We start from the raw sequence: 24,466 nt of genomic DNA on the forward strand, positions 1-24,466 counted from the left end.
GCCTCGGGTGCTTCACTAGGCGTATGCCGAACGCCGAACGCTTCCCCTCGGGTGCGGTGACTCGGCTCGGCCCGCCGCCGCCGGACCTGCCGCCGCCGCCCGAGGCACCGTCCGATGGCACGCCGCGGCGCCGGCTCTGGTGGTTCGCCGGTGTGGCCGCCCTGATCCTGGTCACCGGCCTGGTCGCGGTGCTGGTGGCCCGGCCCGGCAGCGGTGACGGCCTGCTGGCGGACAAGCCCGAGGCGCCGGTCGACGCGCGGCCGCCGCTGGCCCGCGCGTGCCCGCCGCCGCCCGACGCGCCGAGCGGCGCCGCGAGCGCCCCGCCGGCGCCGTCGCCCGCGCCCACCGGCGCGCGGACCGTCGACGAGACCACCGGCATCTCGTACCCCGCCTACGGGCCGCCCTGGGAGGCGTGGACCACGGTGTGGAACGCCGGTGAGCTGGAGGTGCCCTACAAGGTCGGGCAGCACTTCGTCACCGAGCAGGACTACGACGGCGCGAGCGACTACCACGCCTCGGTCCTCTCCGGCGCGGTGCCGGCGGCGACCAACGACGCGTTCACCTTCGACCTCGAGTGCGTCGGCCGGCAGGTGGCCGCGGACGCCCGGGCGCACTACTACCCGCAGCCCAACGAGCAGGAGCTGATCCGCGACGAGCGCACCGTCCTGGGTGGACGGCCGGCCTGGGTGACCGTGTTCCGGCTGCACTTCTCGTCGCCCGGGCTGCGCGCCCGGTCCGAGCTGGTGGCGCTGGCCTGCATCGATGTCGGCAAGCCGACGGCTGCGGTGCTCTACGTCTCGGTGCCGGAGACGCACCGGCAGTGGGACTGGGTCGCCGACGACGCGTTGGCCGGAATGCGGCCGGTCTGACGGTCGCGTTCGCCGCCGAGCGCGCTAACCTCGGCCGTGTGGCCCGCAAAATGAAGATCCCGGCGACCAAATATCCGGTCGAGCGGTTCACGCTCGACAACGGCCTGCGGGTGGTGCTGGCGCCCGACCGCAGCGCGCCCGTGGTCGGCGTCGCCGTGGTCTACGACGTCGGCATCCGCAGCGAGCCTGAGGGGCGCACCGGTTTCGCGCACCTCTTCGAGCACCTGATGTTCCAGGGCTCCGAGAACCTCGAGAAGCTCGCCCACTTCCGGCACGTCCAGGGCGCGGGCGGCACCTTCAACGGCTCGACCCACCTCGACTACACCGACTACTTCGAGACGCTGCCGTCCGGCGCGCTCGAGCGGGCGCTGTTCCTCGAGGCAGACCGCATGCGCGGCCCTCGCCTGACGGAGGAGAACCTGCGCAACCAGGTCGACGTGGTCAAGGAGGAGATCCGGGTCAACGTGCTCAACCGGCCCTACGGCGGCTTCCCCTGGCTGAAGCTGCCGCCGGTCATGTTCGACACGTTCCCGAATGCGCACGACGGCTACGGGTCGTTCGAGGACCTGGAGAGCGCCACGGTCGCCGATGCGGCCGAGTTCTTCTCCCGCTACTACGCCTGCGGCAACGCGGTCCTCTCGGTCGCCGGCGACCTCGACGTGGCCGAGGCCACCGAGATGATCCAGCGGCACTTCGGCGACGTGCCGGCCCGGCCCGCGCCGCCGCGGCCCGACTTCGACGAGCCCGACCTGACCAGCGAACGACGCGAGTCGTACGCCGATCGCCTGGCCCCCTTGCCGGCGGTCGCCGCGGCCTGGCGCGTGCCGAACCCGATCGACGACTTCGCCGCCTACCTGCCCTACGTGGTGCTGGCCGAGGTGCTCACCGACGGCGACGCGTCGCGACTGGTCGAGCGGATGGTGCTGCGCGACCGCACGGTCACCAGCCTCGGCGGCTACCTCGGGTTCATGGGCGAGCCGTTCGAGGTGCGCGATCCGACCGCGGCGCTGCTGCAGTTCCACCTGCCGCCCGGCGGCGACGTCGACAAGGTGCTGCGCACCGCCGACGAGGAGCTGGAGCGGCTGGCCGGCGACGGCATCGGGGCCGAGGAGCTCGGCCGCGTGCAGGCCCGGATGGCCACCCACCTGCTCCGCGACACCGACGCGGTGCTCGGCCGGGCGCTGCGGATCGCCGTGCTCGAGGAGCAACGCGGCGAGCCCGAGCTGATCAACGAGCTGCCGCGGCTGATCGGCGAGGTCACGGCGGACCAGATCCGCGCGGCCGCGGCCACCCTGACCCCGCAGCGCCGGGCGTCCATCGAGGTCATTCCCGGAGGCGGACAGTGAGCGATGTGAAGCGGTCGTTGCCGGCCCTGCTGCCGGCGGCGCCGATCAAGCTGCCCGGCGAGGCTGAGCGGCGGCTGACCAACGGGCTGACCGTGATCGCGATCCGTCGCCCGGCGGTGCCGCTGGTCGAGGTGCGGTTGCGCGTGCCGTTCGCCCGTGCCAACCTGGCCCGCGGCGCGATGCTGTCGCAGACGCTGTTCTCCGGCACGGCCGAGATGTCCACCGTGGACATCGCCGCCGAGCTCCAGGCGGTCGGCGGCGGGCTGGCGGCGTCGGTCGACCCCGACCGGCTGATGATCAGCGGCAACGGCCTGGCGGCCGGCCTGGGCCGGATCCTGGAGATCATGGCCGAGGTGGTCGACGGGGCCGCGTACCCGAGCGACGAGGTCGCCACCGAGCGGGACCGGCTGGTCGACAACATCCAGGTCGCCAAGAGCCAGCCCGCCCACCTGGCCCGCGAGGCACTGCTGCAGCGGGTCTACGGACGCCACCCGTACGCGGTGCAGACGCCCGAGCCCGAGCAGGTGCGCACGGTGCGGCCGGCCCAGCTGCGCGCGCTGCACGCCGAGCGGGTCCACCCGGCCGGCGCGACCCTCGTGCTCGTCGGCGACTTCCAGGTGAAGCGGGCCCTCGACACGGCCGAGGCGGTGCTCGGCTCGTGGAACGGCGGTGGCAAGGACGTGACGCTGCCCGCCGCGCCGGCGCCCGCGCCCGGCCCGGTGCTGGTGGTCGACCGGCCCGACTCGGTGCAGTCGTCGCTGCGGATGGCGTTGCCGGCGGTGCCGCGCACGCACCCCGACCACGCCGCGCTGCAACTGGCCAACCTGGTGTTCGGCGGCTACTTCTCGTCGCGCTGGGTGGAGAACATCCGCGAGGACAAGGGCTACACGTACGGGCCGCACTCCTTGGTCGATCACTCGGTCGCCGGCTCCGTCGTGCTGGTCTCGGCCGAGGTGGCCACCGAGGTGACCGGGCCGGCGCTGCTGGAGACGCTCTACGAGCTGGGCCGGCTGGCGACCACGCCGCCCGGGGCCGAGGAGCTGGAGCAGGCGCGGCAGTACGTGCTGGGCACGCTCAAGCTGGGCATGTCGACGCAGGCGGGGTTGGCCAGCCTGGCCAGCACCTACGCCGGCGCCGGGCTGCGCCTCGACTTCCTCAAGGACTACACGGCGCAGCTCACGGCCGCGACCCGGGACGACGTGGCCGCGGCCGCGGCGAAATACCTGGCGCCGTCGGGGGCGACCACGGTGATCCTCGGCGACGCGGAGAAGATCGAGGCGCCGGTCGCGACGCTGCGCGAGGTGGAGCTGGGATGACCGGCGCGCCACCCCTGGCCCGGGCCACGCTCGACCGGGCGGGGCACCGGCGTTCGGATCCGCACTGGCTCGAATCCGCCTGGCCGACCGCCCGCCTCCTGCCCGTGGACTCGTCGGCCGGCACCGCGCTGTTCCGCGACGTGGTGACCGGCGACGCCGCCGACGCCGCGGTCGGCGCCGTGCTGTCGGTGGTGCTGCTCGACACGTCCGGCGTCGACCGCTCGGCCGCCGTGTTCCTCGGTGTGGAGCCCGACGGGGTCGCGGTGTTCGCGATCGACGGGCCGCTGCCGGACGTTCCGGGGACCCGGCCGGCGAACCTGCGCGACGTGGGGCACCGGCTGGACGACCGGGACGCCGGGCTGCTCACCACGGCGCTGGCGATCGTCAACTGGCACGTCCGGAGCCCGTACTCGCCGCAGACGGGGCAGCCGACCACGGTCGGCGAGGCCGGGTGGTCCCGGGTCGACGCGGCCGGCAACCAGACGTGGCCGCGTACCGACCCGGCGATGATCGTGTTGGTGCACGACGGCGTCGCGGGGCCGGACGGGCGCTGCCTGCTCGGCAACAACGCGACCTGGCCGAAGCAGCCGGGGTTCCGGCGGTTCTCGTGCCTCGCCGGTTACGTCGAGCCGGGGGAGTCCGCCGAGGCGGCCGTGGCGCGCGAGGTCGCGGAAGAGGTCGGGTTGACGCTGGACCGCATCGACTACGTGGCCAGCCAGGCGTGGCCGTTCCCGGGGTCGCTGATGCTCGGCTACACGGCGACCGCGGACGCGGCGCAGCCGTTGAAGGTCGACCCGGCCGAGATCACCGAAGCCCGCTGGTTCACCCGCCGCGAGGTGCGCGCCCTGCTGGGCGGCGAGACGGTCAACCTCGGTACGCCCGACGAGCCGGCGGTCATGACGCTGCCGATGCAGGTCTCGATCGCCTATTACCTGATCACCACGTGGGCGGGTGCGTGACCCGCCCACGCGCCTGGTCTATGCCGCTTCGAGACTCGACAGGTGCTGCTTGACCTGGGTGATCGAGGGGTTGGTCATGGCGGTGCCGTCGTCGAAGCGCAACGTGGGGACGGTCTGGTTGCCGCCGTTGACGCTCATCACGTAGTCGGCCGAGGCCGGGTCCTGCTCGATGTCGATCACCTGGTACGCGATGCCCTCGCGGTCGAGCTGGGACTTCAGGCGGTGGCAGTAGCCGCACCACGAGGTGGAGTACATGGTCAACATCGAGTGTTCCTCCGGGGGTAGGGGGGTCTCCATTCGAGAGAACGTCAGACCGGGCTGTCATGATTCCTGACTGTGGCGGTTGACTCTCCGGCGGAGCAGGTCCTGGCGGGCCTCGACCCCGAGCAGCGCACCGCCGTGACGGCGCCGGCCGGCCCGGTCTGCATCCTCGCCGGCGCCGGCACGGGCAAGACCAGGGCGATCACTCACCGGATCGCCTACCGGACGCTGCGGGGCGAGACGGCGGGGCGGCACGTGCTGGCCGTCACGTTCACCGCGCGGGCGGCGGCCGAGATGCGGGCGCGGCTCGCGGCGCTGGGGGTCGCCGGGGTGCAGGCGCGCACGTTCCACGCGGCGGCGCTGCGCCAGGTGCGCTACTTCGCGCCGCGGCTGCTGGCCGGGCGCGAGCTGCCCGAGCTGATCGACAGCAAGGCGCGGCTGGTCGGTTTGGCGGCGGCACGGGTCGGCGTGCGCACCGACCGCACCGGCGCCCGCGACCTGGCCGGCGAGATCGAGTGGGCCAAGTCGTCGCTCGTCGAGCCCGGCGAATACGTGGTCGCGGCGGCCAAGGCGACCCGCGAGACGCCGTTCGAGGCCGGCAAGGTGGCCGAGGTGTTCGCCGCCTACGAGCAGCTCAAGCGGGGCAACGGGGTGATCGACTTCGAAGACCTGCTGCGGGCGGCGGTCTGGGGGATCGAGGAGCACTCCGACGTCGCCGAGCAGGTGCGCGCGCAATACCGGCATTTCGTGGTCGACGAATACCAGGACGTCAACCCGCTGCAGCAGCGGCTGCTCGACGCGTGGCTCGGCGGGCGCGACGACCTGACCGTGGTCGGCGACGCGTCGCAGACGATCTACTCGTTCACCGGGGCGACCTCCGCCTATCTGATCGACTTCCCGCGGCTGCGGCGGTCGCCGGTGGTGGTGCGGCTGGTCCGCGACTACCGGTCGACGCCGCAGGTGGTGGGGCTGGCCAACGCGGTGATCCGGCAGGCCCGGGGCGCCGAGGCGCGGCTGCGGCTCGAGCTGGTCGGCCAGCGACCGTCCGGCGCCGAGCCCGAGCTGCGGATCTTCCAGGACGAGCCGGGGGAGGCGGCCGCGGTGGCGGCCCGCTGCCGGCAACTGATCGCGTCGGGCACCCCGGCGCGCGAGATCGCGGTGCTGTTCCGGACCAACGCGCAGTCCGAGACCTACGAGAAGGCGCTGGCCGAGGCCGAGGTGCCCTACGTGGTGCAGGGGGCCGAGCGGTTCTTCGAGCGGTCCGAGGTGCGGCAGGCGCTGGTGGCGCTGCGGGCCGCGACCCGGTCGGCCGACCCCGGCGAGCCGCTGGTGCGGTCGGTGGCGGCGGCGCTCGAGGCGGTCGGCTGGGCGCCCGACCAGCGGCCCGGCGGTGGCGCGGCCCGGGAGCGGTGGGAGGCGCTGGCGGCGCTCCTCGCGCTGGCGGAGGAGTTCGGCGCGACGCCGACGCTGCTGCCGATCGGCGAGGGCGCGGTGTCTTCGCGACCGCCGACGCTGGCCGACTTCGTCGACGAGCTCGGTCGGCGGGCGGCCGCGCAGCACGCGCCGACCGTCGAGGGCGTCACGCTGGCGTCGCTGCACTCGGCCAAGGGGCTCGAGTGGGACGCGGTGTTCGTGGTGGGGCTGTCGGACGGGACGCTGCCGACGACCTACGCCAAAACGCCCGAGCAGGTCGAGGAAGAACGCCGGCTGCTCTATGTCGGGGTGACGCGGGCCCGGGAGTGGCTCTGGCTCTCCTATGCGATCTCCCGCTCGCCGGGTGGCCGGCCGCGGCGGCCGTGCCGGTTCCTGCCACAGTTCGACGGGCGTTCGGGGGGCGGCGCGGGCGGTGGTCCCGGCGGCTCGGCGGTATCCCGGTTGAGTCGCAAACCCGACAGCCGGCCGCCGCGGATCGTCTCGTGCCGGGTCTGCGGCGCCACGCTGCTGGGCGGCGCCGACCGCAAGCTCGGCCGGTGCGCGACCTGTCCGTCCGATCTGGACGAGGAGCTCCTCGACCGGCTCCAGCGCTGGCGGGCGCGCGTTTCCGCAGGTCAGCGAGTTCCGGCATACGTCGTCTTCACTGACGCGACACTCGTGGCCATCGCCGAGCGCAAACCGGCGGCGCGCGCCGACCTGATCGCCATCGCTGGCATCGGCCCGCGCAAGCTCGCCCTCTACGGCGACGCCGCGCTGGCCCTCGTAGCGGGCGCGGCGGTTGATGATCTTGAGCCAGAAAAAACTTCTGCGAATGACCCGTAAAACCGTTTGCCCTCCCGAGAGGGGGAGGCATAGCCTCAGAGCACACCTGGGGAGAGCGCTGCTCAACCCTGGTTAGGCAGAAGATCTACCGGCGCAAGACGAGTCCGCAGAAGGAGGTGGCCCCGGTGGCGATCAACAACACGACCCGACCGTGGTCGCCGAGCGCTGCCGTGAGCCCGATGGAGGCCACGCGCCTTCACTCGGCCACGTTGGCTCCGATCGCTCCGGCATATCAGGCCCAGGCTCAGGCCGAGCTGCTCCTGGTGCCCGCTGCCGTCGCGTTCAAGGGGACCAATGTGTCCACGGTCAAGGGTATTCGGGCCGCCCAGGGCGGCATGGATGTCCGCGGCGTTCCACCTCGAAGTAGGCCGGTCTAGCAGACCTAGACCTCCGGCTCACTTCGAGGCCGCGGAACCCGCAAACCGGGATCCGCGGCCTCAGTTTTTTGCTCCACCAGTTGTTCCAAGACCGGTCCACAAGACCGAACGCGAGAGAGAGGTGACCGGGCGATGAGCCTGGCCTTGGCCAATCCGGACGCGAAGAGCGTCGGGTTGGACGCGGAACTGCCCTGTCGGAAGTTCGACCCGGACCTGTGGTTCGCCGACGCCCCGACCGAGCTCGAGCTGGCCAAGTCGCTCTGCGGGGACTGCCCGCTGCGCGTCGAGTGCCTGGCGGGCGCGGTCGAGCGTGCCGAGCCCTGGGGCGTCTGGGGCGGCGAGATCTTCGAGCGCGGTGCGGTCGTGCCCCGCAAGCGGCCCCGTGGTCGCCCGCGCAAGGAAGACGTCGCCCGAGACGCCGTCCTCCGAGTCGAGGTAGAGGCGCGGTTGGCAGCCGAAGGGCTCGCCGACCAGCCGCGCGTCGCCGTCCGACTGGCGGCCTGACATGCCGACGGTCCGCGAAACCCCCACCCATCACGAGAAGCCGAGATACGCAGCCATGACCACCACCGTGAACGGAGCCACCGACATGAATCTCATCCAAGAAGCGTTGTCACGAGCGCGAATGCGCCTGCCTCAGACCGGCAGGAAGACGCGCTCTGAGGCAACCCGATCCGCCCGAACCATCGCCATGCAGGCCCGCCACCAGTCGGCGCGCCAGATGGGCGGCTGGTAGTCCGGATCCCTTTCCCGCGCGGCCCGCTCCCTTCATCGGGGGCGGGCCGCACCCTTTCTTCAAGATCGAAGATCGCGGTCCCGGGTCCGCGGTGGTCCGGACCGTCGCTCCCGCCGGAGACCGTTCGCTCCGCTTCACTGCCACCTCCGCCGTGGGTCAACCCCTGCCGCGCGTCTGATCGTGTGCGTCCCGCCAGGGCGAACGACCGCGACGCCCACGATCAGGTGTGGCGCACCTGGGCGACACGCCGTGGGATCCCCAGACGGGATGCACAGGATCAAGCGGGTGCCGCTCTGGTCTCCTGGTCCGCCGCACATGATCATCCGGCCTGCCACGGCCGCCGCGAGGTCGACGGTCCGCGGCCCCCTCGTCGTTCGGCACCTCGGCGGAGACCGCGTCGAGGCATCGGTCGGCACCGGGTCCCGCAGCCGGCCGCGGTTTCCCGCGGGTGAAGTGGCCGATGTGGCCAGATGGCTCGGGCCGGCCAGCGGCGCCACCTTGGTGGGGGCGTGCTGTGCCGGTTCTTGGTAGGCGCGTGCCGTGGCAGCTTCTCGGTGGCGAAGCTGGCCCAAGCACCCGCCGCCCGGCCTGCCCCGACGCGCTGCTGCCGGCCCGCGAGGCTGGCGGCCTGGCTGTTCCTTCTCGTCGGCGTCGCCCTTGGCCGCGCTACGGGGTGAAGGGCAAGCCGAGTGGACCGGCACCGGCGATGAGCAGCGCCCGGCGACGCAAGCCCATCGGGCCGAGGGGTCTTGCCTCCGGCGCACACGTGAAAACACGTAGGCACATGCTTCGGCACGTGCGCCCGTCAGGCGTAGTGGTCGCCCGGGGCGAGCGGTGAGATCATCCAGCCGGTTCGGGGGGTGACCTCGACCTCCTCCGACCGCCACCGGAACGACCCGGCGTCGCCACGACCTAGGCGGCGGAGAGGCTGCCGGGACGACCGACCGGGCGTCGCCAGGACCTAGCGGGGGAGAGGCCGCCGGGACGACCGACCGGGCGTCGCCAGGACCTAGGCGGGGGAGAGGCCGCCGGGACGACCGACCGGGCGTCGCCAGGACCTAGCGGGGGAGAGGCCGCCGGGACGACCGACCGGGCGTCGCCAGGACCTAGCGGGGGAGAGGCCGCCGGGACGATCTCGCGTCGCCGAGACCTAGGCGGGGGAGAGGCCGCCGGTGAGGAGGGCGCGGGTGGCATCCCAGCCTTCGACGGCCGGGTCGAGGGTGGGCAGGTCGGCCGGGCCGCGCAGGCGGCGCCACGGCGGGGCTGTCGCGACCTCGGCCGGGTTCGGGGCGTGCGGGCGGATCGACGTCGCGGCCGTCTCGCCGTCGAGGTCGATCTCCGGCAGCCAGGCCGGCGCCGGCAGGCGGGAAGCCACCCCGAGCAGGCCTGGGCCCTCGGCCGGGGCGATGGCGAGGGTCTTCGTGGTCAGCGGCCGGAACAGCTTGCCCAGGATCAGGCCGGGCAGGTCCGGGACGTCGGCGGCGATCACGGCGGCTTGGTCGTAGCCGTCGGCCGCGGCCGCCGCGAACGTGGCGTTGACGGTGGTGTCGGGTACCTCGTACACCTGCATCGAAGGCCAGGCCACCGCGTCGGCGAGCGGACGGTCGGCGGGGGTGGCGGCGATCGCCGGGTCGACCTCGTTGAGGGTCGCGAGCAGGTCGACGACGTCCTCGGCCAGGGCGTGCCGCCACTTGTCGAGGCCGATGCCGGGCGGCGCCCAGACGACCGGGGTGAGCAGGACGACGATCACGCGACGGGTCACGAGACCCAGGTTATTTCAGTCGGCGAGTACGAGGCCCGTCGTGGCCGCCACGCCTTCGAGGTAGCCGCGCGCCCGCTCCGTCTTCGGGTAGCGACCCACGAGAGCCCAGAAGCGCGTGTTGTGGCTGGGGACCACGAGGTGGGCGAGTTCGTGGAGGAGCACGTAGTCGATCACCCAGTCAGGCATCTCCTGAATCCGGTGCGAGATGCGGATCGTGCGGTCGGCGGGCGTGCAGGACCCCCAGCGGCCGTTCTGGTTGGTCACCCAGCGGACGCTGGCCGGTTGGGCGGCCCGGGCGTACTCGGCCAGGTACTGGCCGATCAGGCGCTGCGAACGGGCCTGCAGCTCGGCGTCGCTGCGGCTGAGGCGCTGCTCACGGGCGGCCAGGCGGGCGAGCATCTTGTCGACCCACTCGGTCTCCTCGGCGCGGGAGAACTGGTCGGGTATGAGCACGACCACGCGCTCACCGTCGCGGTAGGCGGACACCGTCCGGCGCCGGCGCTGAGAGCGCCGTACCTCGACGACCGGCTTCCGCGTGGCGGCCATTACCGCACCCCGGAGCCCCGGGTTCCGTTCACGAAGGCACGCTAACCGGTAGGTGCCATGCCGCCGCAAGGGCCAACACACACGGTCACGCCGGGAAAGTGCTGGTTCACGGCGGGGCGTCCGGAAAAAATTTCGCGGGTACGCCGGTGGCGGTGGGTCCGCTGCGCCCCGAGGGACCTTACGGCACACGGTAGGGGATCCCGGGGGCGGATGTGCCGTAATCGGCGTGATCCCGCTCGCAGGAGGGCTTTGGTCGGCGTGTCCCGAGCGAATCTGACTAATCCGGCCGAGTCCGACATGCACACTCGTCCCCGTCAGGTGTCGCATCGCACTACCTGCGGGGCCCCGCCGCTGGTGATGATCGGGTTCCTGACATGGAACCGCCCGCATGTGGGTAGGGTCCGCGGACCGGCGGTCACACGTGTGACCGCGGAGAACGCCCCGACGCCGGTGCACGTGTGCCGCGCCCGGGCACTCGCCGGGACCAATCCGGCGAACAAGACTAGGAGGGCATCGTGGCCGACAAGGCCCAGACCTACAACGGGTACTGCGTCAAGTGCAAGGAAAAGCGCGACTTCACGGGCACCGTCGAGGTGTCGAAGACCGGTATGAACATGGCCAAGGGCAAGTGCCCGGTGTGTGGCACCACCGTCAACCGGATCCTCGGCAAGGCGAAGGTCTGACCGGGAACCGCGTTTCGCGGGAGGGGGCGGCCGTCACGGTCGCCCCCTCCGGCGTATCGGACAAACACGCAGTGTCATGAAAATCGGGTGCCCCGATTACCGGCTGGTTGTGGATAACTCGCCGGAAGCTGTGGATAACCCCGTGTACAGGACCCGCCACCTGTGGACAACGAGCCGAATGGCCCCAGGTGACGGTGACATTCTGTTACTCCGTGACGACGATTGGGTTGCTCCGCCCAACGCTCCTGCCGGGCCTCACCCGCATCCGCCGCGGCCCGCGCACGATCCAGTTCGGCACCGACGCCTGGGGCGCGGTGCTGGTCGAGCTACCTGACGAGCGCGCCGCCGCGGTGCTCGACCTCCTCGACGGCGCTCACACCGAACGCCAGGTCCTGGCCACGGCCTTACGCCGCGGCGTGCGCCCGAGCGACACCCGCGAACTGCTCGCCACCCTGCACGCCAGCGGTCTGGTCGTGCCCGCACACACCCTGGCCACCACCGCACCCCACCTCCGCGCGGAAGCGGCCGCCCTGGCCCTCCGCCAGGCGGCGCAGCACCTCTCCGGCCAGTGGGCCCGGCGTGGCCCGTTGCCCGATCGCCGCGATGACCGGCCGGGGTCGCCGTCGGTGACCCGACCCGCTCCGCACGGCTCGGCCGCGGTTGGGCGTGGCTCCGGGCTGGTGGGGTCGGCAGGAGAGAACACGCTCGGTGGGCGCGGACCCGGGCAGGGTGTGGCCGCGTGGGAAGGCGAGTCCGGCTCGCACCCGCCGACATCGCCACTGACGCCGGCAGAGACCTTGCGGCGGCGGGCCGCCGCGAGGGTGCTGGTCAGCGGTCGCGGACGGCTGGCGGCGCCGATCGCGCTCACGCTTGCCCGCTCCGGGATCGGCCAGGTCCGGCCGGACCTGCCCGGGACGCTCGACCCGGCTGAGGCGGCGGCGGCCGGCCTGGACCCGGCCGCGGTCGGCAAGCCGAGAAGCCAAGCCGTAGCGGCGGCGATAGCCGCGGCCGGCGCGCGCCCGGGCACCACGAAGCCACAGGTCGTCGTCCGGGTCGGCGCGGATCAACCGGCCCAGCTCGCCGCCGCCGCGGCCCGGCGGCGTGGTCAGGCGATGCTTTCCGTCGAGGTCCGCGACGGCATCCCCGAGATCGGCCCATTCGTCCCACCGGACGGATCGCCGTGCCTCGCCTGTCGAGACCTCCACCGCACCGACCGCGACCCGGCCTGGCCGGACATCGCCGCCGGGCTCGCCACCAGCCGATCCGAGGAGGAGGCCTGCGACCTCGTCACGATCATGGCGGCCGCGGCGTTCGCGGCGGGTCAGGTGCTCGTCTGGACCGACGGCGGTGACCCTGTGACAACCGCCACGGCCGTGTCGCTGGTCACCCTCGCCGACCTGCGATGGCGCCGTTGGCCGGCACATCCGCGATGTTCCTGCGTACGCAGCGAATTTTGATCTTGGGTGTCCGTAAACTGTCAGTCACAATGATCTGGTGAGCGACATCCCTCGCCAGGCCGTCACCCGGGCCGCCAAGCTCGCTTCCCTGCCACTCGGCTTCGCCGGGCGGTCGATGTTGGGGTTCGGCAAGCGGATGACGGGCATGGCGTCCGATGCCATCTCCGCCGAGCTGCAGCAGCGCACCGCCGAGCAGGTGTTCAGCGTGTTGGGGCAGCTCAAGGGTGGTGCGATGAAGTTCGGGCAGGCGCTGTCCGTCTTCGAGGCGGCGCTGCCCGAGGAGATGGCCGGACCCTACCGCCAGGCCCTGACCAAGCTGCAGGAGGCGGCCCCGCCGCTGCCCGCCGCCAGCCTCCACGGGGTGCTGGCCGACCAGCTGGGCCCGGAGTGGCGCAACCGGTTCCTCGAGTTCGACGACACGCCGACGGCGGCCGCGAGCATCGGTCAGGTCCACAAGGCGCTCTGGAAGGGCCGCACGAAGGCGGGCCGGCCGGTGGCGGTCAAGATCCAGTACCCGGGCGCCGGTGACGCTCTGCTGTCCGACCTCAAGCAGATCTCCCGCCTGGGCGCCATGTTCAAGGCGATCCAGCCGGGCCTCGACATCAAGCCGCTGCTGGCCGAGATGCGCGAGCGGATCAGCGAGGAGCTCGACTACGAGCTCGAGGCGAAGGCGCAGAAGGCGTTCGCCGCGGCCTATGCCGGCGACGACGAGATCCTGATCCCCAAGGTCGTCGCGGCGGCGCCGCGGGTGCTGGTCACCGACTGGATCGAGGGCACGCCGCTCTCGAAGATCATTGCCGGCGGTACGGAGGAGGAGCGCGACCTCGCCGGCGCCCGCATGGCGACCCTGCACTTCTCGGCGCCCGCCCGGGCCCGGATGCTGCACGCCGACCCGCACCCCGGCAACTTCCGCCTGATGCCCGACGGCCGCCTGGGCGTGGTCGACTTCGGCGCCGTCGCCCGGCTCCCGGAGGGCCTGCCGGAGCCGGTCGGCCGCCTGACCCGGCTGGCGCTGGCCCACGAGGCCGACGCGGTCGTCGAAGGGCTGCGGGCCGAGGGGTTCCTCAAGCCCGACCAGGAGATCGACGCGGAGGCGGTGCTCGACTTCCTGCTGCCGATGCTGGACCCGCTGGCCCACGACGACTTCCGGTTCACCCGCGCCTGGCTGCGCGCGGAGGCCGCCCGCCTGGCCAGCCCCAAGTCGCCGGCCTTCCAGCTGAGCCGCCAGCTCAACCTGCCGCCGTCGTACCTCCTGATCCACCGGGTGACCCTCGGCTCGATCGGCGTCCTCTGCCAGCTCGAGGCCAGGGCTCCCTATCGCGCGATCCTGGAGAAGTGGCTGCCGGGCTTCGCTCCCGTGGCATAGCGAAACGGCCCGGCACACCGCCGGGCCGTTCGCACGAAAAGCTAATCTTCGTCGCCCTTTGTCGGCGGGTTCTCCTTCGGACCCTCGCCGCCGAAGTCGATGTCGCCCAGGTCGTCGAAGTCGCCCAGACCGCCGTTGTCGAACTGCGAACGGGCGAACGCCTCCGGGTCGGCGAAGTCCTCGCCCGACGGCAGCAGGTCGGGGTGGTCCCACAGGCCGTCGCGGCCCTGCACGCCCCTGTGCTCGGTGACCGCCGCCCACAGCGCCGCGGCCTCGCGCAGCCGGCGCGGCCGCAGCTCGAGACCCACCAGCGCGGCGAACGTCTGCTCGGCCGGCCCACCGGCGGCCCGGCGGCGCCGGAACGCCTCGGCCAGCCGCACCACGTTGGGCAGCCGGTCGCCGACGGCCAGGTCGACCACGTGCCCGACCCAGCCCTCGACCAGGGCCAGGGTGGTCTCCAGGCGCGCCAGCGACTGCTTCTGGGTGGGCGAGTCCTCCGGCGTGAAGATGCCCTCCAGCGCCAGCTCCTGCATCGACTCCGGGTTGGTCGGGTCGATGCGACCCATCGCCTCCTCGATCGCCTCACGGTTGACCGTGATGCCGTTGGCGTAGGTCTCGACCGCGTTGAGGATGTGGCCCCGCAGCCACGGCACGTGCTCGAACAGCCGCTGGTGGGCGGCCTCGCGCAGCGCCACGTAGAGCCGCACCTCGTCTTCGGGCAGCTCCAGGCCCGCGGCGAACTCGCGGATGTTGGCCGGGATCAGCGCGCCGGTGCCGGCCGGGCCCAGCGGCAGGCCGATGTCGCCGGCCGAGAGCACCTCCGCGGCGAGCGAGCCGAGCGCCTGGCCGAGCTGGCCGCCGAACAGCGCGCCACCGAGCGTGGTGACCATCGACTGCATCGGGCCGAGCTGGGCCCGGGCCTCCGGCGGCACCAGGTCGCCCATGGCGTTGACCATGCGGCCGGCGACCGGGTTGCAGAGCTTCTGCCAGACGTCGAGCGTCCGGTAGATCCACTCGTTGCGGTTCCAGGCGACCGCGGTCTTCACCCCCGACGGGAGCGCGACCGCCTGTTCGAGCCAGAGGTCGGCGAGCCGGAGCACCTCTTCCACCGCGTTCCGCTCATAGGGCGAGACGGCGGGGTCACCGGCCTGGGACAGCTGTGCGGCGGCTACCTGGCGGGCCAGGTCCCAGTTGACCGGGCCGGAGCCCGGCGCCGCGAGCAGCTGCTGCAGCTGCGCCATGAACTGCTGCATCTGCTGCGGGTCGTTGGGGTCCGGCGGCTGGCCGCCCGGGAGCGCGAAGCCAAACGGAATATCAGGCACATGTCAACGGTACGCGCGTCGAGCGCGGGCGACCGTACCGCATGCTTAAGCCCAGGGAGAACTCGGGGAACGCCATTCAGGGACGCTCGGTACGCTTCCCGCCATGAAAAGTCGTGGCGTGACGGTTCTGCTCGGTGCCGTGATCACGGTGCTGCTGAGCTTCGGGGTGCTCTCCGCCCCGGTTCCGTACGTCGTGCTCAGCCCCGGCCCCACCGTCAACACCCTGGGCAAAGAGGCCGACAAAGAGGTCATCCAGATCACCGGTGCGCAGAGCTACAACTCGGCGGGGCAGCTGCGGCTGACCACGGTCAAGGTGGCGCCCGAGACCAAGCTGCTCCCCGCGATCGCCGGCTGGTTCTCCGACGACGAGGCCGTCGTACCCCGGGAGTTGATCTATCCGCCCGACCAGACCGAGCAGCAGGTCGAGCAGCAGAACGCCGAGGACTTCCAGGCCTCGCAGACCAGCGCCGAGACGGCCGCGCTGACGGAGCTCGGCTATCCGATCCAGGTCGCGGTCAAGACCGTCGCCGGTGACGGGGCGGCCTACTCGCTGCTCAAGCCCGGCGACGTGATCACCTCGGTCGACGGCAAGCCGGTCCGGACGGCGCCCGACCTGACCGACGCGATCCGGGCGAAGCCGGCCGGCAGCTCGGTCACGGTCGGCTACACCCGGGCCGGCCAGGCAGCCGAAGCGAAGATCACGCCGAAGACGGTCGACGGGCAGCAGCGGATCGGCGTCGAGATCGAGCAGAAGCAGCCGCACCCGTTCGACCTCAAGTTCGACCTCGAGGACATCGGCGGTCCCAGCGCCGGCCTGATGTTCACCCTCGGCATCATCGACAAGCTGGGCGCCGACGACCTCACCGGCGGCAAGATCATCGCGGGCACCGGCACGATCGACGACCAGGGCAACGTGGGCCCGATCGGCGGCATCCCGCAGAAACTGGTCGGCGCCAAGGACGCCGGCGCGGTCGCCTTCCTGGTGCCCGCCGACAACTGCGAAGAAGCGAAGAAGAACGCGGTCGACGGCCTGCCGCTCTACAAGGTGGGCACGCTCGACGAGGCGCTCAAGGCGCTCAACGCGCTGAAGAGCGGCAGCACCGCCCCCATGTGCTAACCCCCCGTAGTCTGAACACCGCCCCCTGAGCTAACCAAGCGTTGCGGAGCCAACTGTGGTCATGCGTAGCAGTCCCCTGCCGAGAATGAGCCGCCGTGGCCGCGTGACGGTCGGCGTGCTGGTCGGCGTCTTCGTGTTGTTCACCCTGCTCGGCTGGGGCGTCAACGCGTGGACCGACTGGTTGTGGTTCGACGAGGTGCACTACACCGGCGTCTTCAGCACGGTGCTCACCACCCGCCTGCTGCTGTTCCTCGTGGTCGGCGCGGCGATGGCGGTGGTCATCGGAGGCAACCTCTACCTGGCCTACCGGCTCCGGCCGCTGCTGCGCCCGCACTCGTCGGAGCAGCAGACGCTCGACCGCTACCGGATGGCGCTCTCGCCTCGGATCGGCATCTGGATCACCGTCATCTCGGTGGTCGTCGGCCTGTTCGCCGGGCTCTCGGCGCAGGGCCGCTGGGACACGTGGATGCTGTTCCGCAACGCGCAGCCGTTCGGCACGAAGGACCCGATCTTCAACATCGACATCGGGTTCTACGTCTTCCAGTACCCGTTCTACCGCTACCTGCTCGGCGTCGGCTTCACCGCCGTCGTGCTCGCGGTCATCGGCTCGCTGGCGGTCCACTACATCTTCGGCGGCGTGCGCCTGCAGGGCGGCGGCGACCGCATCACCAACGCGGCCCGCGCCCACCTGACCACGCTGGTCGCCGTCTTCGTGCTGTTCAAGGCCGTCGCCTACGTGCTCGACCGGCGCGCGCTGCTGCTGTCCTACAACGAGGGGGCCAAGGTCTACGGCGCCGGTTACGCCGACGTCAACGCCCTGCTGCCGGCCAAGGAGATCCTCGGCTACATCTCGATCGTCGTCGCGATCGCGATCATCCTGTTCTCCAACGCCATCATCCGGAACCTGGTGTGGCCGGGCGTCTCGCTCGCCCTGCTCGGCATCTCCGCGGTCGCGATCGGCGGCATCTACCCGTCGGCCGTGCAGAGCTTCGAGGTCAACCCGAGCACGCTCGACAAGGAGCGGCCGTACATCAAGAACAGCATCGAGGCGACCAGAGCCGCGTTCGGGATAGACAAGGTCGACATCAAGGCCTATCCCGGCGTGAGCCAACCGCCACCGGCGAGCCTGGCCACCGACACGTCGATCGTGCCGAACATCCGGCTGCTCGACCCGCAGCTGCTCTCCGAGACCTACACGCAGCTCCAGCAGGCCCGCGGTTTCTACAACTTCGGCGACAAGCTCGACATCGACCGGTACAACGTCAGCGGCAACACCCAGGACTACGTCGTCGGCGTACGTGAGATCAACTACCGCACGGGCCTGACGGCGCAGCAGAGCAACTGGCTCAACCGGCACACCATCTACACCCACGGGTACGGCGTGGTCGCCGCGCCCGCCAACCGGGTCTGCAACGAGCAGCCGTACTTCGTTTCCGGCTTCCTGGGCGACGAGGGCAGCGACGGTTGCCAGTCGGCGACCGAGGAGATCAAGACCAGCCAGCCCCGGATCTACTACGGCGAGCAGATGGAGGACGGCGACTACGCCGTCGTCGGCTCGCGGGGCAACGGCAGCAACGCCGAGTTCGACCGGCCGACCGGCAACAACGAGCAGTACTACACGTACGACGGCACGGGTGGTGTCCCGATCGGCTCGTTCGTCCGCCGGCTGCTCTACACGGTCAAGATGCAGGAGACCAACTTCCTGCTCTCCGAGGCGGTCAACGACAACTCGAAGCTGATGTACGTGCGTAACCCGCGCGACCGGGTCGCCAAGGTCGCCCCATTCCTCAAGCTCGACGGCGACCCGTACCCGGCGGTGGTCGACGGCCGGGTGGTCTGGATCGTCGACGGCTACACGACCGCCGCGACCTACCCCAACTCGGAGCGGGTCAACCTCCAGTCGGTGACCAGCGACGAGCTGACCGGCAGCGGCGCCGTGGTGGCGCAGGCCCGCGAAGAGATCAACTACATCCGCAACTCGGTGAAGGCGACCGTCGACGCGTACGACGGGACGGTCAAGCTCTTCGAGTGGGACGACCAGGACCCGGTGCTGAAGGCGTGGAACAAGGCCTTCGGGGGCAACCTGATCACGCCGAAGGCGGAGATCCCGCAGGAGCTCAGCGACCACCTCCGCTACCCCGCCGACCTGTTCAAGGTGCAGCGCGACCTGCTGGCCCGCTACCACGTGAGCGAGCCGAACGAGTTCTTCTCGGGCCAGGACTACTGGGAGGTCCCGAACGCGCCGGACGACCCGGACAGGGGCCAGAAGCAGCCGCCGTACTACCTGATGACCCAGCTGCCCGGGCAGGACGACCCGCGGTTCCAGCTGACATCGGCCGTGACACCACGGGGCCGGCAGAACCTGGCGGCCATCATCAGCGCGTCCTACGTCCAGGGCCAGCCGAAGCTGGAGGCCCTGGAGCTGCCCGACCAGTCGGTGGTCTCCGGCCCCGTGCAGGTGCACCAACAGATGACCAACGCGACGGACGTGCGTGGCCAGCTGTCCGTGCTGGCCGCCGACGGCAAGGCCACGGTGCAGTACGGCAACCTGCTGTCACTGCCCTTCGACAACGGCATGCTGTACGTCGAGCCGGTCTACGTGAAGTCCAACCAGCAGAACGCGTACCCGCTGCTGCAACGCGTGCTGCTGTCGTACGGCGACGGGTCCAACGCGGTCCTGGCCAGCAACCTGGAGCAGGGCATCAAGGACCTGGTGGCGAAGGGCGACGCGCAGAGACAGCAGGCGGGCCAGCCGCCGAGCGGTCAGCCGGAGCAGCCCCCGCCGCCGCAGACGGGCGACCAGCCGCCGGCGATGTCGCCTGAGCTGACGGCGGCGGCCCAGCGGGTGTCGGCGGCGATCGACGAGGCCAAGGCCGCTCAGGAGTCGGGCGACTTCACCCGCTACGGCAAGGCCCTGACCGACCTGGAAGCGGCCATGGACGCGTTCCAGGCGGCCCAGCGGGCGGCCAACAACAACCGGCCGGTGAACAACACGCCGACACCGACACCCACGGCCACGGCGCCACCGCCGACGACGACCCCGTCCGCGCCGGCGGGCTGAGGTTCGAAACGGGGGTCGGCGGCCACGCCGGCCCCCGTTTTGGCACCCAGCCACAGCTTGCGCTAGTGTTAACAGGCCGACGCGGGGTGGAGCAGCTCGGTAGCTCGCTGGGCTCATAACCCAGAGGTCGCAGGTTCAAATCCTGTCCCCGCTACAACCCTGAGGGGCCCCTGCTTCGTGGCGGGGGCCCTTGCCATTTGGGTTGTATCCATGCCTTTAGCGAGCTTCGCTCGCTGGCCCTTGGGGGAGCTTCGCTCCACCCACGCCCCCTCAAGATCGCGGGTGCTTGCGGTTCATGGGGTGCTTGCGGTTTGTGGGGTGTTTTGAGCTTGACCCGCTTTCCCGGACACCTGATCTGAGGCGAGACTGTCGCCGAGGGAGGAGTTCGGATGCCTGCACCACACCCGCCGGAGTTCCGTGAGCGTGCGATCGAGTTGGCCCGGTTGAGGGAGCAGCCGATCGCGCAGGTCGCGAAGGGCTTGGGGATCTCTGAGTCGTGTCTTCGGAACTGGTTGGCCCAGGCCGACCGGGACGATGGCAGGCGTGAGGGTCTGACCAGCGACGAACGCAAGGAGCTGGCGGCGCTGCGTAAGGAGAAGCGGCGTCTGGAGGTCGAGAACGAGATCTTGCGCCGGGCCGCGGCGTACTTCGCGCGGGAGAACGTCCTCCCAAAATGATCTACCCGGTCGTCGTAGAGCTCACCGCTGTCGGCATACCGGCGGCGGTCTGCTGCCGGGTGCTGGGCGTGTCGAGGGCCGGGTTCCACGAGTGGCGCCGGCGGGGCCCCAGCCAGCGGGCGATGGCCGATGAGGCGCTCACGCAGACGATCCGCGACATCCATCAGATGTCCCGCGGCGCCTACGGCGCGCCGCGGGTCCATGCCGAGCTGCGGCTGGCCGCCGGTATCCGGTGCGGCCGTAAACGGGTTGCTCGGCTGATGCGCGCCGACGGCCTTGAAGGGATATATCGCAGGCGGCGCAAGGGTTGCACCGTCAAGGATCCAGCTGCTACACCGTCGGCAGACCTGGTCAACCGCGGTTCGTCGCCGACCAGCCCGACACGTTGTGGGTCACCGACATCACCCAGCACCGCACCAGCGACGGCTGGGTCTACTGCGCCGTCGTCCTGGACGTGTTCGCCCCGCCGGGTCGTGGGCTGGTCGATCGCCGACCACCTACGCGCGGAACTGGTCGTGGACGCCCTGGACATGGCCCGCTGGCGCCGCCGACCAGCGGTCGGGCAGACGATCGTGCACTCCGACCACGGCACCCAATACACCAGTTGGGCGTTCGGGCACCGGCTGCGCACGGCCGGGCTGCTCGGCTCGATGGTTCGATCGGTGACTGTTACGACAACAGCCTGGTCGAGTCGTTCTTCGGGTCGATGCAGCTCGAGCTCCTCGACCGCCAACCTTGGGGCACCCGTCAGGAGCTGGCCAACGCCATCTTCGAGTGGATCGAGGCCTGGTACAACCCGCGCCGGCGGCACTCCGCCCTTGGCAACCTGTCCCCGATCGACTACGAACGACACCACACCGATCTCGCCACCGCGGCGTGATCACCACACCCGAAGTGTCCGGGAAACCGGGTCAAGCTCAGTTTGCGGTTCGTGGGGTGTTTGCGGTTCGTTGTTAGTTGCTCTTTGTTCGCCCCTTGATCAATTGGCGGGGCGGGGGTCGGTCGTCCGCTCTGTCCGGGCTTGCTCACTCGGGGCAACGGGAGGTGTCCGCGGGTGATACCAATCTGTCCATGTCTCGATCCCTCGTCCGCGGGCTCATCCGCGGGACGTTGACGCTCGCCGTGGTCGCCACCGCGACCGTCGCCGGCGGCACTGTGGCGCAGGCCGCCACACCACGCATCACGATCTCCGCGCTCTCGTTCGCGGAGTCCACTGTCGACGCGACCGCGGGCCCCGTCACCAACGTGCTCACGTTCACGGTCAAGAACACCGAGCCGGAGCCCTTCAATCTCGGCGGCACCGTCACCCTGCGGATGCGCAGCACCGTGACCGGCGAGTTCCTGGGCCACGAGCGAGTCGCGCGGTTCGACTACGACTATTCCTACGGCGAGATCGAGCGCGTGTCGGGCACGCTCGCGGAGGCGACGTTCGCCTACCACGTGCCGGTGCGGCGTTACTCCGACTCGGCCACGGCGACCTGGGAGGTCACCGAGGTCGACCTCTACGGGAGCACCGTGCGCGCGACCGTCGGCCGCGCCAAGCTGAGCACCTTCCCCGGCTACCGCTTCACGGTGCACACGCTTCTCGACGCCTCCGCACCGACGTTCGACCACCTCGACATGAACAACGGGCGCCAGCCTTACTTCTACGTCAAGGACGAGCCGTCGGGCTTCGGGCTCACCACGACCATCTACGACGGGGAGTCCGGCTTCTGGAAGGGCTCCGCGAAGATCGTGGGTCCGGGCGGGCAGAGCGTCACCGCGCCGATCACCTGGGGGAGTAGTCCCTACAGCACCGCGCTCACGTGCGGCGGCATGGGCAGCGGCGACGACGACGGCACCCGCATGCCATGCAACATCGACTTCACCTTCCCGGTGGGTACGAACCCGGGCAGCTGGCGGGTGGCGCAGATCGTCCTGTTCAACAACGCCGGCGGCCGCGCCACGTTCAAGAACCCGGCCGCGCCGTCGCTGGTCGTCACCTCGAACTCAACCCTGTCCGCGAGCGACTTCGTCGTCGACCCGAACCCGGTCGACAACTGGCGTGGCGCAGTGACCGTCGAGCTGTCGATGGCGGTCACCGGTGCCAGCCGCGGCATCTCCCAACTCGACGTCGACTTCAGCTCCGGATGCGATTCGCTGGGGCAGCCCTACACTCGGCCCGACGGCCGGTTGGCGATCCAGGTGCGGGTGGATCAGGGATATTGGTACTTCCACGACTGCGAGCTGACCAATCTCGTGCTTCGGGACGGTGCCGGCAACCTCGCCCTCTACGGCGACTACCTGGCGGCGCCGGACCCGCAGATCTCCATCGAGTCCGTGCCGAGCACGGAGCCGCCGACGGCGTTGAGCGCGACCTTCGACCCCGCGTCGATTCCGCACAGCGAGCTGCAGGACCGGGTCATCACGCTCACCGTGCTGGCCGAGAACAAGGTCGCGCCGGTCAGCAGCATGCCCGTCTACATCTACGACGCCGACGGGAACATCGTCTACCAGTCGAGCGGCGGCAGCGCGCAGCAGGCCGCTGACGGCACCCTTACCGACTATCTGCGCTTCAGCCCCTGGGAGATGGAGCCCGGCGATTACACGCTCGGCTTCGAGCTGTTCGACCGATCCGGCCTTCGGAGCTATTGGAACATGCCGGACGTGGCGAACAGCAACACGTTGCCGGGTGGTCCGGTGGTCCTGCGAATCACGGAGGGCTGACCCGATGTCTCGATCGCTCATCCGCGGGATGTTGACGCTCGCCCTGGTCGCCACCGCGACAGTCCTTGGCGGAGCCGGCGCACAGGCCGCGACGCCACGGTTGGCGGTGTCGGCGCTCTCCTTCGCGCAGTCCACCGTCGACGCCACGCAGATCTACACGACCGTCAACCGGCTCACCTTCACGGTCACCAACACCGACCCCGACGCGGAGACGGTCGAGGGTGTCGCGACACTCCGCGCGCGCAGCACGGTGACCGGCGAGCTGGTCGGCCACGAGCGCACCGTGCACTACGGCATCGACCGGGACTGGTACGACGCCAGCTTCGTCTCCGGCACGCCGCAGGAGTCGACGTACGAGTACGCCTTCGTGGTGCCGCGCTACTCCGATGCCCCGACCACGTCCTGGGAGGTCACCAAGGTCACCATCGTGGCCGGCGAACGCGAGACCACCGTCTCGGCCGCCAAGCTGCAGGCTTTCCCCGGCTACCGGTTCACGGCCGCGACGATCGTCGACTCGTCCGGCCCGACCGTGGACATGCGGAACCCGCCGACGACGTCCGCCTCGTTCCTCTACGTCAGCGACCAGGCCGTTTCCTACAACTACCAGTTCACCATCGACGAACGGGGCGCGAGCTTCTGGAAGGGCACGCTGAAGGTCGCCGGCCCGGGCGGTCAGAGCGTGACGACACCGTTCCAGTGGGAGCGGAATCTCGACTCCCGCGGGGTCGTCATGTGCGGCGACAACGAGATTGGCGGCGGACAGACCGTCACCTACGCGCGGTGCTCGATCCGCGTGACGCTGCCGGCCGGCGCGAACGCCGGCAACTGGCGGATGTCGCAGTTGGTCGTGTTCAACGACGCCGGCGTCCGCACGACCTACCAGAACCCGACGGCTCCGTCGGTCACGGTGACGTCCAACTCGACGGTGCGGGCGGTCGACTTCGCCGTGTCGCCCAACCCCGTCGACAACTGGCGCGAGGACGTATCGGTCGAGCTCTCCCTGGCGGTCACCGGCGCGCAGCGCGGCGTGGCCAGCCTCAACGTCTGGTTCGAGGAGGGCTGCCAGCAGTGGGGCGGGCCGATCGCCAAGCCGGAGGGCCGCATCGCGCTCCAGGTGCGGGTCGCCAGGGGCACCGCTGAGTGTGCGCTGACCGGTCTCACGGTCGTCGACGGGATCGCCAACGCCGCGGTCTACGGGCCGCGCTTCGGTGCCCCAGACCCGCAGATCCAGATCAGACGGATCCCGGCCGCCGAACCCCCGACAGCACTGAGCGCGACGCTGGCCCCTGCGACGCTGCCGCTCAGCGAGCTCTTCAACGGGCCGGTTGTGCTCACCGTCGACGCCGTGATCAACACAGCTCCGGTTGTCAACCTGGAGACCTTCGTCTACGACGCCGAGGGAAACGTCGTCTACGAGGGGTGCTGCAGTGGCGAACAGGCGGCGGACGGCACCGTCACCACCGACCTCTGGCTCGGCTGGAACGGCCTGGGCGTCGGTGAATACACGATCGGCTTCACCCTGACGGACGCCATCGACGCTACCTCCAGCTACGGCGTTCTGGGCGACCCCGCGAGCCAGCCGGTGCCCGGCGGCCCGCTGGTCTTCACCGTCACGGACGGCTGACCCGGCGCAGGCCCGCCTGCGAGGG

18 protein-coding genes, 1 tRNA gene and 1 pseudogene are annotated in these 24,466 nt (G+C 70.9%); 16 read left to right on the top strand and 4 right to left on the bottom strand.

The features are described 5' to 3' along the window. Positions 1-23 precede the first annotated feature (23 nt). The 4 genes from O7635_RS13800 to nudC are packed head-to-tail and all read left to right on the top strand — an operon-like array spanning position 24 to position 4,490. The gene (locus tag O7635_RS13800; protein ID WP_278080809.1) at positions 24-869 is read left to right on the top strand and encodes a hypothetical protein; all 846 of its coding nucleotides are present in this window, start codon (positions 24-26) and stop codon (positions 867-869) included. Between the two features lie 50 nt (positions 870-919). Next, the gene (locus O7635_RS13805) at positions 920-2,215 is read left to right on the top strand and encodes a pitrilysin family protein (RefSeq protein ID WP_278085475.1); all 1,296 of its coding nucleotides are present in this window, start codon (positions 920-922) and stop codon (positions 2,213-2,215) included. Then, the gene (locus O7635_RS13810; RefSeq protein ID WP_278080810.1) at positions 2,212-3,531 is read left to right on the top strand and encodes a pitrilysin family protein; all 1,320 of its coding nucleotides are present in this window, start codon (positions 2,212-2,214) and stop codon (positions 3,529-3,531) included. Before O7635_RS13805 ends, O7635_RS13810 begins: the two co-directional genes overlap by 4 nt. Next, positions 3,528-4,490 carry an NAD(+) diphosphatase gene (nudC, locus tag O7635_RS13815; protein WP_278080811.1) on the top strand — a complete coding sequence of 321 codons (963 nt, stop codon included), beginning with the start codon at positions 3,528-3,530 and terminating at the stop codon, positions 4,488-4,490. The genes O7635_RS13810 and nudC overlap by 4 nt, the downstream gene beginning before the upstream one ends. An 18-nt stretch (positions 4,491-4,508) precedes the next feature. On the opposite strand, the gene O7635_RS13820 is transcribed toward nudC, so the two are convergent. Next, positions 4,509-4,754, bottom strand: a complete 246-nt coding sequence (locus O7635_RS13820; RefSeq protein WP_278080812.1) for a mycoredoxin — start codon at positions 4,752-4,754, stop codon at positions 4,509-4,511. Positions 4,755-4,826: 72 nt separating this feature from the next. Between O7635_RS13820 and O7635_RS13825 the strand changes: the two genes are divergently transcribed. The 3 genes from O7635_RS13825 (at position 4,827) to O7635_RS13835 (ending at position 7,888) form a co-directional block, all read left to right on the top strand. Continuing rightward, positions 4,827-7,007 carry an ATP-dependent DNA helicase UvrD2 gene (locus tag O7635_RS13825; protein ID WP_278080813.1) on the top strand — a complete coding sequence of 727 codons (2,181 nt, stop codon included), beginning with the start codon at positions 4,827-4,829 and terminating at the stop codon, positions 7,005-7,007. 125 nt (positions 7,008-7,132) lie between these two features. Further along, positions 7,133-7,384 (top strand): hypothetical protein, encoded by a 252-nt coding sequence (locus O7635_RS13830; protein ID WP_278080814.1) that lies wholly within the window; start codon positions 7,133-7,135, stop codon positions 7,382-7,384. A gap of 132 nt (positions 7,385-7,516) precedes the next feature. Further along, on the top strand, positions 7,517-7,888 hold the full coding sequence (locus tag O7635_RS13835; protein WP_278080815.1) for a WhiB family transcriptional regulator: 372 nt from the start codon (positions 7,517-7,519) through the stop codon (positions 7,886-7,888). Positions 7,889-9,270: 1,382 nt separating this feature from the next. Here O7635_RS13835 and O7635_RS13840 read toward each other — a convergent pair. Next, on the bottom strand, positions 9,271-9,882 hold the full coding sequence (locus O7635_RS13840) for a hypothetical protein (RefSeq protein ID WP_278080816.1): 612 nt from the start codon (positions 9,880-9,882) through the stop codon (positions 9,271-9,273). Between the two features lie 15 nt (positions 9,883-9,897). After that, positions 9,898-10,428 carry a M48 family metallopeptidase gene (locus O7635_RS13845; protein WP_278080817.1) on the bottom strand — a complete coding sequence of 177 codons (531 nt, stop codon included), beginning with the start codon at positions 10,426-10,428 and terminating at the stop codon, positions 9,898-9,900. A 515-nt stretch (positions 10,429-10,943) separates the two neighbouring features. Between O7635_RS13845 and O7635_RS13850 the strand changes: the two genes are divergently transcribed. From O7635_RS13850 to O7635_RS13860, 3 genes are all read left to right on the top strand, one after another. After that, a complete protein-coding gene (locus O7635_RS13850; protein ID WP_170215861.1) occupies positions 10,944-11,111 on the top strand; it encodes a DUF5679 domain-containing protein in 168 nt (55 codons plus the stop codon). Positions 11,112-11,323: 212 nt separating this feature from the next. Continuing rightward, positions 11,324-12,568 carry a hypothetical protein gene (locus O7635_RS13855; RefSeq protein ID WP_278080818.1) on the top strand — a complete coding sequence of 415 codons (1,245 nt, stop codon included), beginning with the start codon at positions 11,324-11,326 and terminating at the stop codon, positions 12,566-12,568. Positions 12,569-12,605: 37 nt separating this feature from the next. Beyond that, positions 12,606-13,934: an AarF/ABC1/UbiB kinase family protein gene (locus O7635_RS13860; RefSeq protein ID WP_278080819.1), complete on the top strand. Its 1,329-nt coding sequence runs from the start codon at positions 12,606-12,608 to the stop codon at positions 13,932-13,934. A 41-nt stretch (positions 13,935-13,975) separates the two neighbouring features. Here the strand turns inward: O7635_RS13860 and O7635_RS13865 are convergent, their stop codons facing one another. Then, a complete protein-coding gene (locus tag O7635_RS13865; protein ID WP_278080820.1) occupies positions 13,976-15,256 on the bottom strand; it encodes a zinc-dependent metalloprotease in 1,281 nt (426 codons plus the stop codon). Between the two features lie 103 nt (positions 15,257-15,359). Here O7635_RS13865 and O7635_RS13870 point away from each other — a divergent pair, with 103 nt between their 5' ends. The 6 genes and pseudogenes from O7635_RS13870 (at position 15,360) to O7635_RS13895 (ending at position 24,441) form a co-directional block, all read left to right on the top strand. Further along, positions 15,360-16,373 carry a PDZ domain-containing protein gene (locus O7635_RS13870; protein ID WP_278080821.1) on the top strand — a complete coding sequence of 338 codons (1,014 nt, stop codon included), beginning with the start codon at positions 15,360-15,362 and terminating at the stop codon, positions 16,371-16,373. Positions 16,374-16,428: 55 nt separating this feature from the next. After that, a complete protein-coding gene (locus O7635_RS13875) occupies positions 16,429-19,434 on the top strand; it encodes a UPF0182 family protein (protein WP_278080822.1) in 3,006 nt (1,001 codons plus the stop codon). Between the two features lie 80 nt (positions 19,435-19,514). Further along, a tRNA-Met gene (locus O7635_RS13880) sits at positions 19,515-19,588 on the top strand. 235 nt (positions 19,589-19,823) lie between these two features. Then, positions 19,824-20,991: pseudogene (locus O7635_RS13885) on the top strand (IS3 family transposase). A 191-nt stretch (positions 20,992-21,182) separates the two neighbouring features. Continuing rightward, positions 21,183-22,817 carry a hypothetical protein gene (locus tag O7635_RS13890; protein ID WP_278080823.1) on the top strand — a complete coding sequence of 545 codons (1,635 nt, stop codon included), beginning with the start codon at positions 21,183-21,185 and terminating at the stop codon, positions 22,815-22,817. Positions 22,818-22,821: 4 nt separating this feature from the next. Continuing rightward, positions 22,822-24,441, top strand: coding sequence for a hypothetical protein (locus O7635_RS13895; RefSeq protein ID WP_278080824.1), 1,620 nt, complete (start codon positions 22,822-22,824; stop codon positions 24,439-24,441). Positions 24,442-24,466 lie beyond the last annotated feature (25 nt).

It is taken from the genome of Asanoa sp. WMMD1127, assembly GCF_029626225.1.
GTDB lineage: Bacteria > Actinomycetota > Actinomycetes > Mycobacteriales > Micromonosporaceae > Asanoa.

Bases quoted from the DNA above. Each gene is read 5' to 3' on its own strand.
- O7635_RS13800 (WP_278080809.1), top strand. From the start codon at position 24: ATGCCGAACGCCGAACGCTTCCCCTCGGGTGCGGTGACTCGGCTCGGC.
- O7635_RS13805 (WP_278085475.1), top strand. From the start codon at position 920: ATGAAGATCCCGGCGACCAAATATCCGGTCGAGCGGTTCACGCTCGAC.
- O7635_RS13870 (WP_278080821.1), top strand. From the start codon at position 15,360: ATGAAAAGTCGTGGCGTGACGGTTCTGCTCGGTGCCGTGATCACGGTG.
- O7635_RS13890 (WP_278080823.1), top strand. From the start codon at position 21,183: ATGTCTCGATCCCTCGTCCGCGGGCTCATCCGCGGGACGTTGACGCTC.
- O7635_RS13835 (WP_278080815.1), top strand. From the start codon at position 7,517: ATGAGCCTGGCCTTGGCCAATCCGGACGCGAAGAGCGTCGGGTTGGAC.
- O7635_RS13820 (WP_278080812.1), bottom strand. From the start codon at position 4,754: ATGTTGACCATGTACTCCACCTCGTGGTGCGGCTACTGCCACCGCCTG.
- nudC (WP_278080811.1), top strand. From the start codon at position 3,528: ATGACCGGCGCGCCACCCCTGGCCCGGGCCACGCTCGACCGGGCGGGG.
- O7635_RS13845 (WP_278080817.1), bottom strand. From the start codon at position 10,428: ATGGCCGCCACGCGGAAGCCGGTCGTCGAGGTACGGCGCTCTCAGCGC.
- O7635_RS13895 (WP_278080824.1), top strand. From the start codon at position 22,822: ATGTCTCGATCGCTCATCCGCGGGATGTTGACGCTCGCCCTGGTCGCC.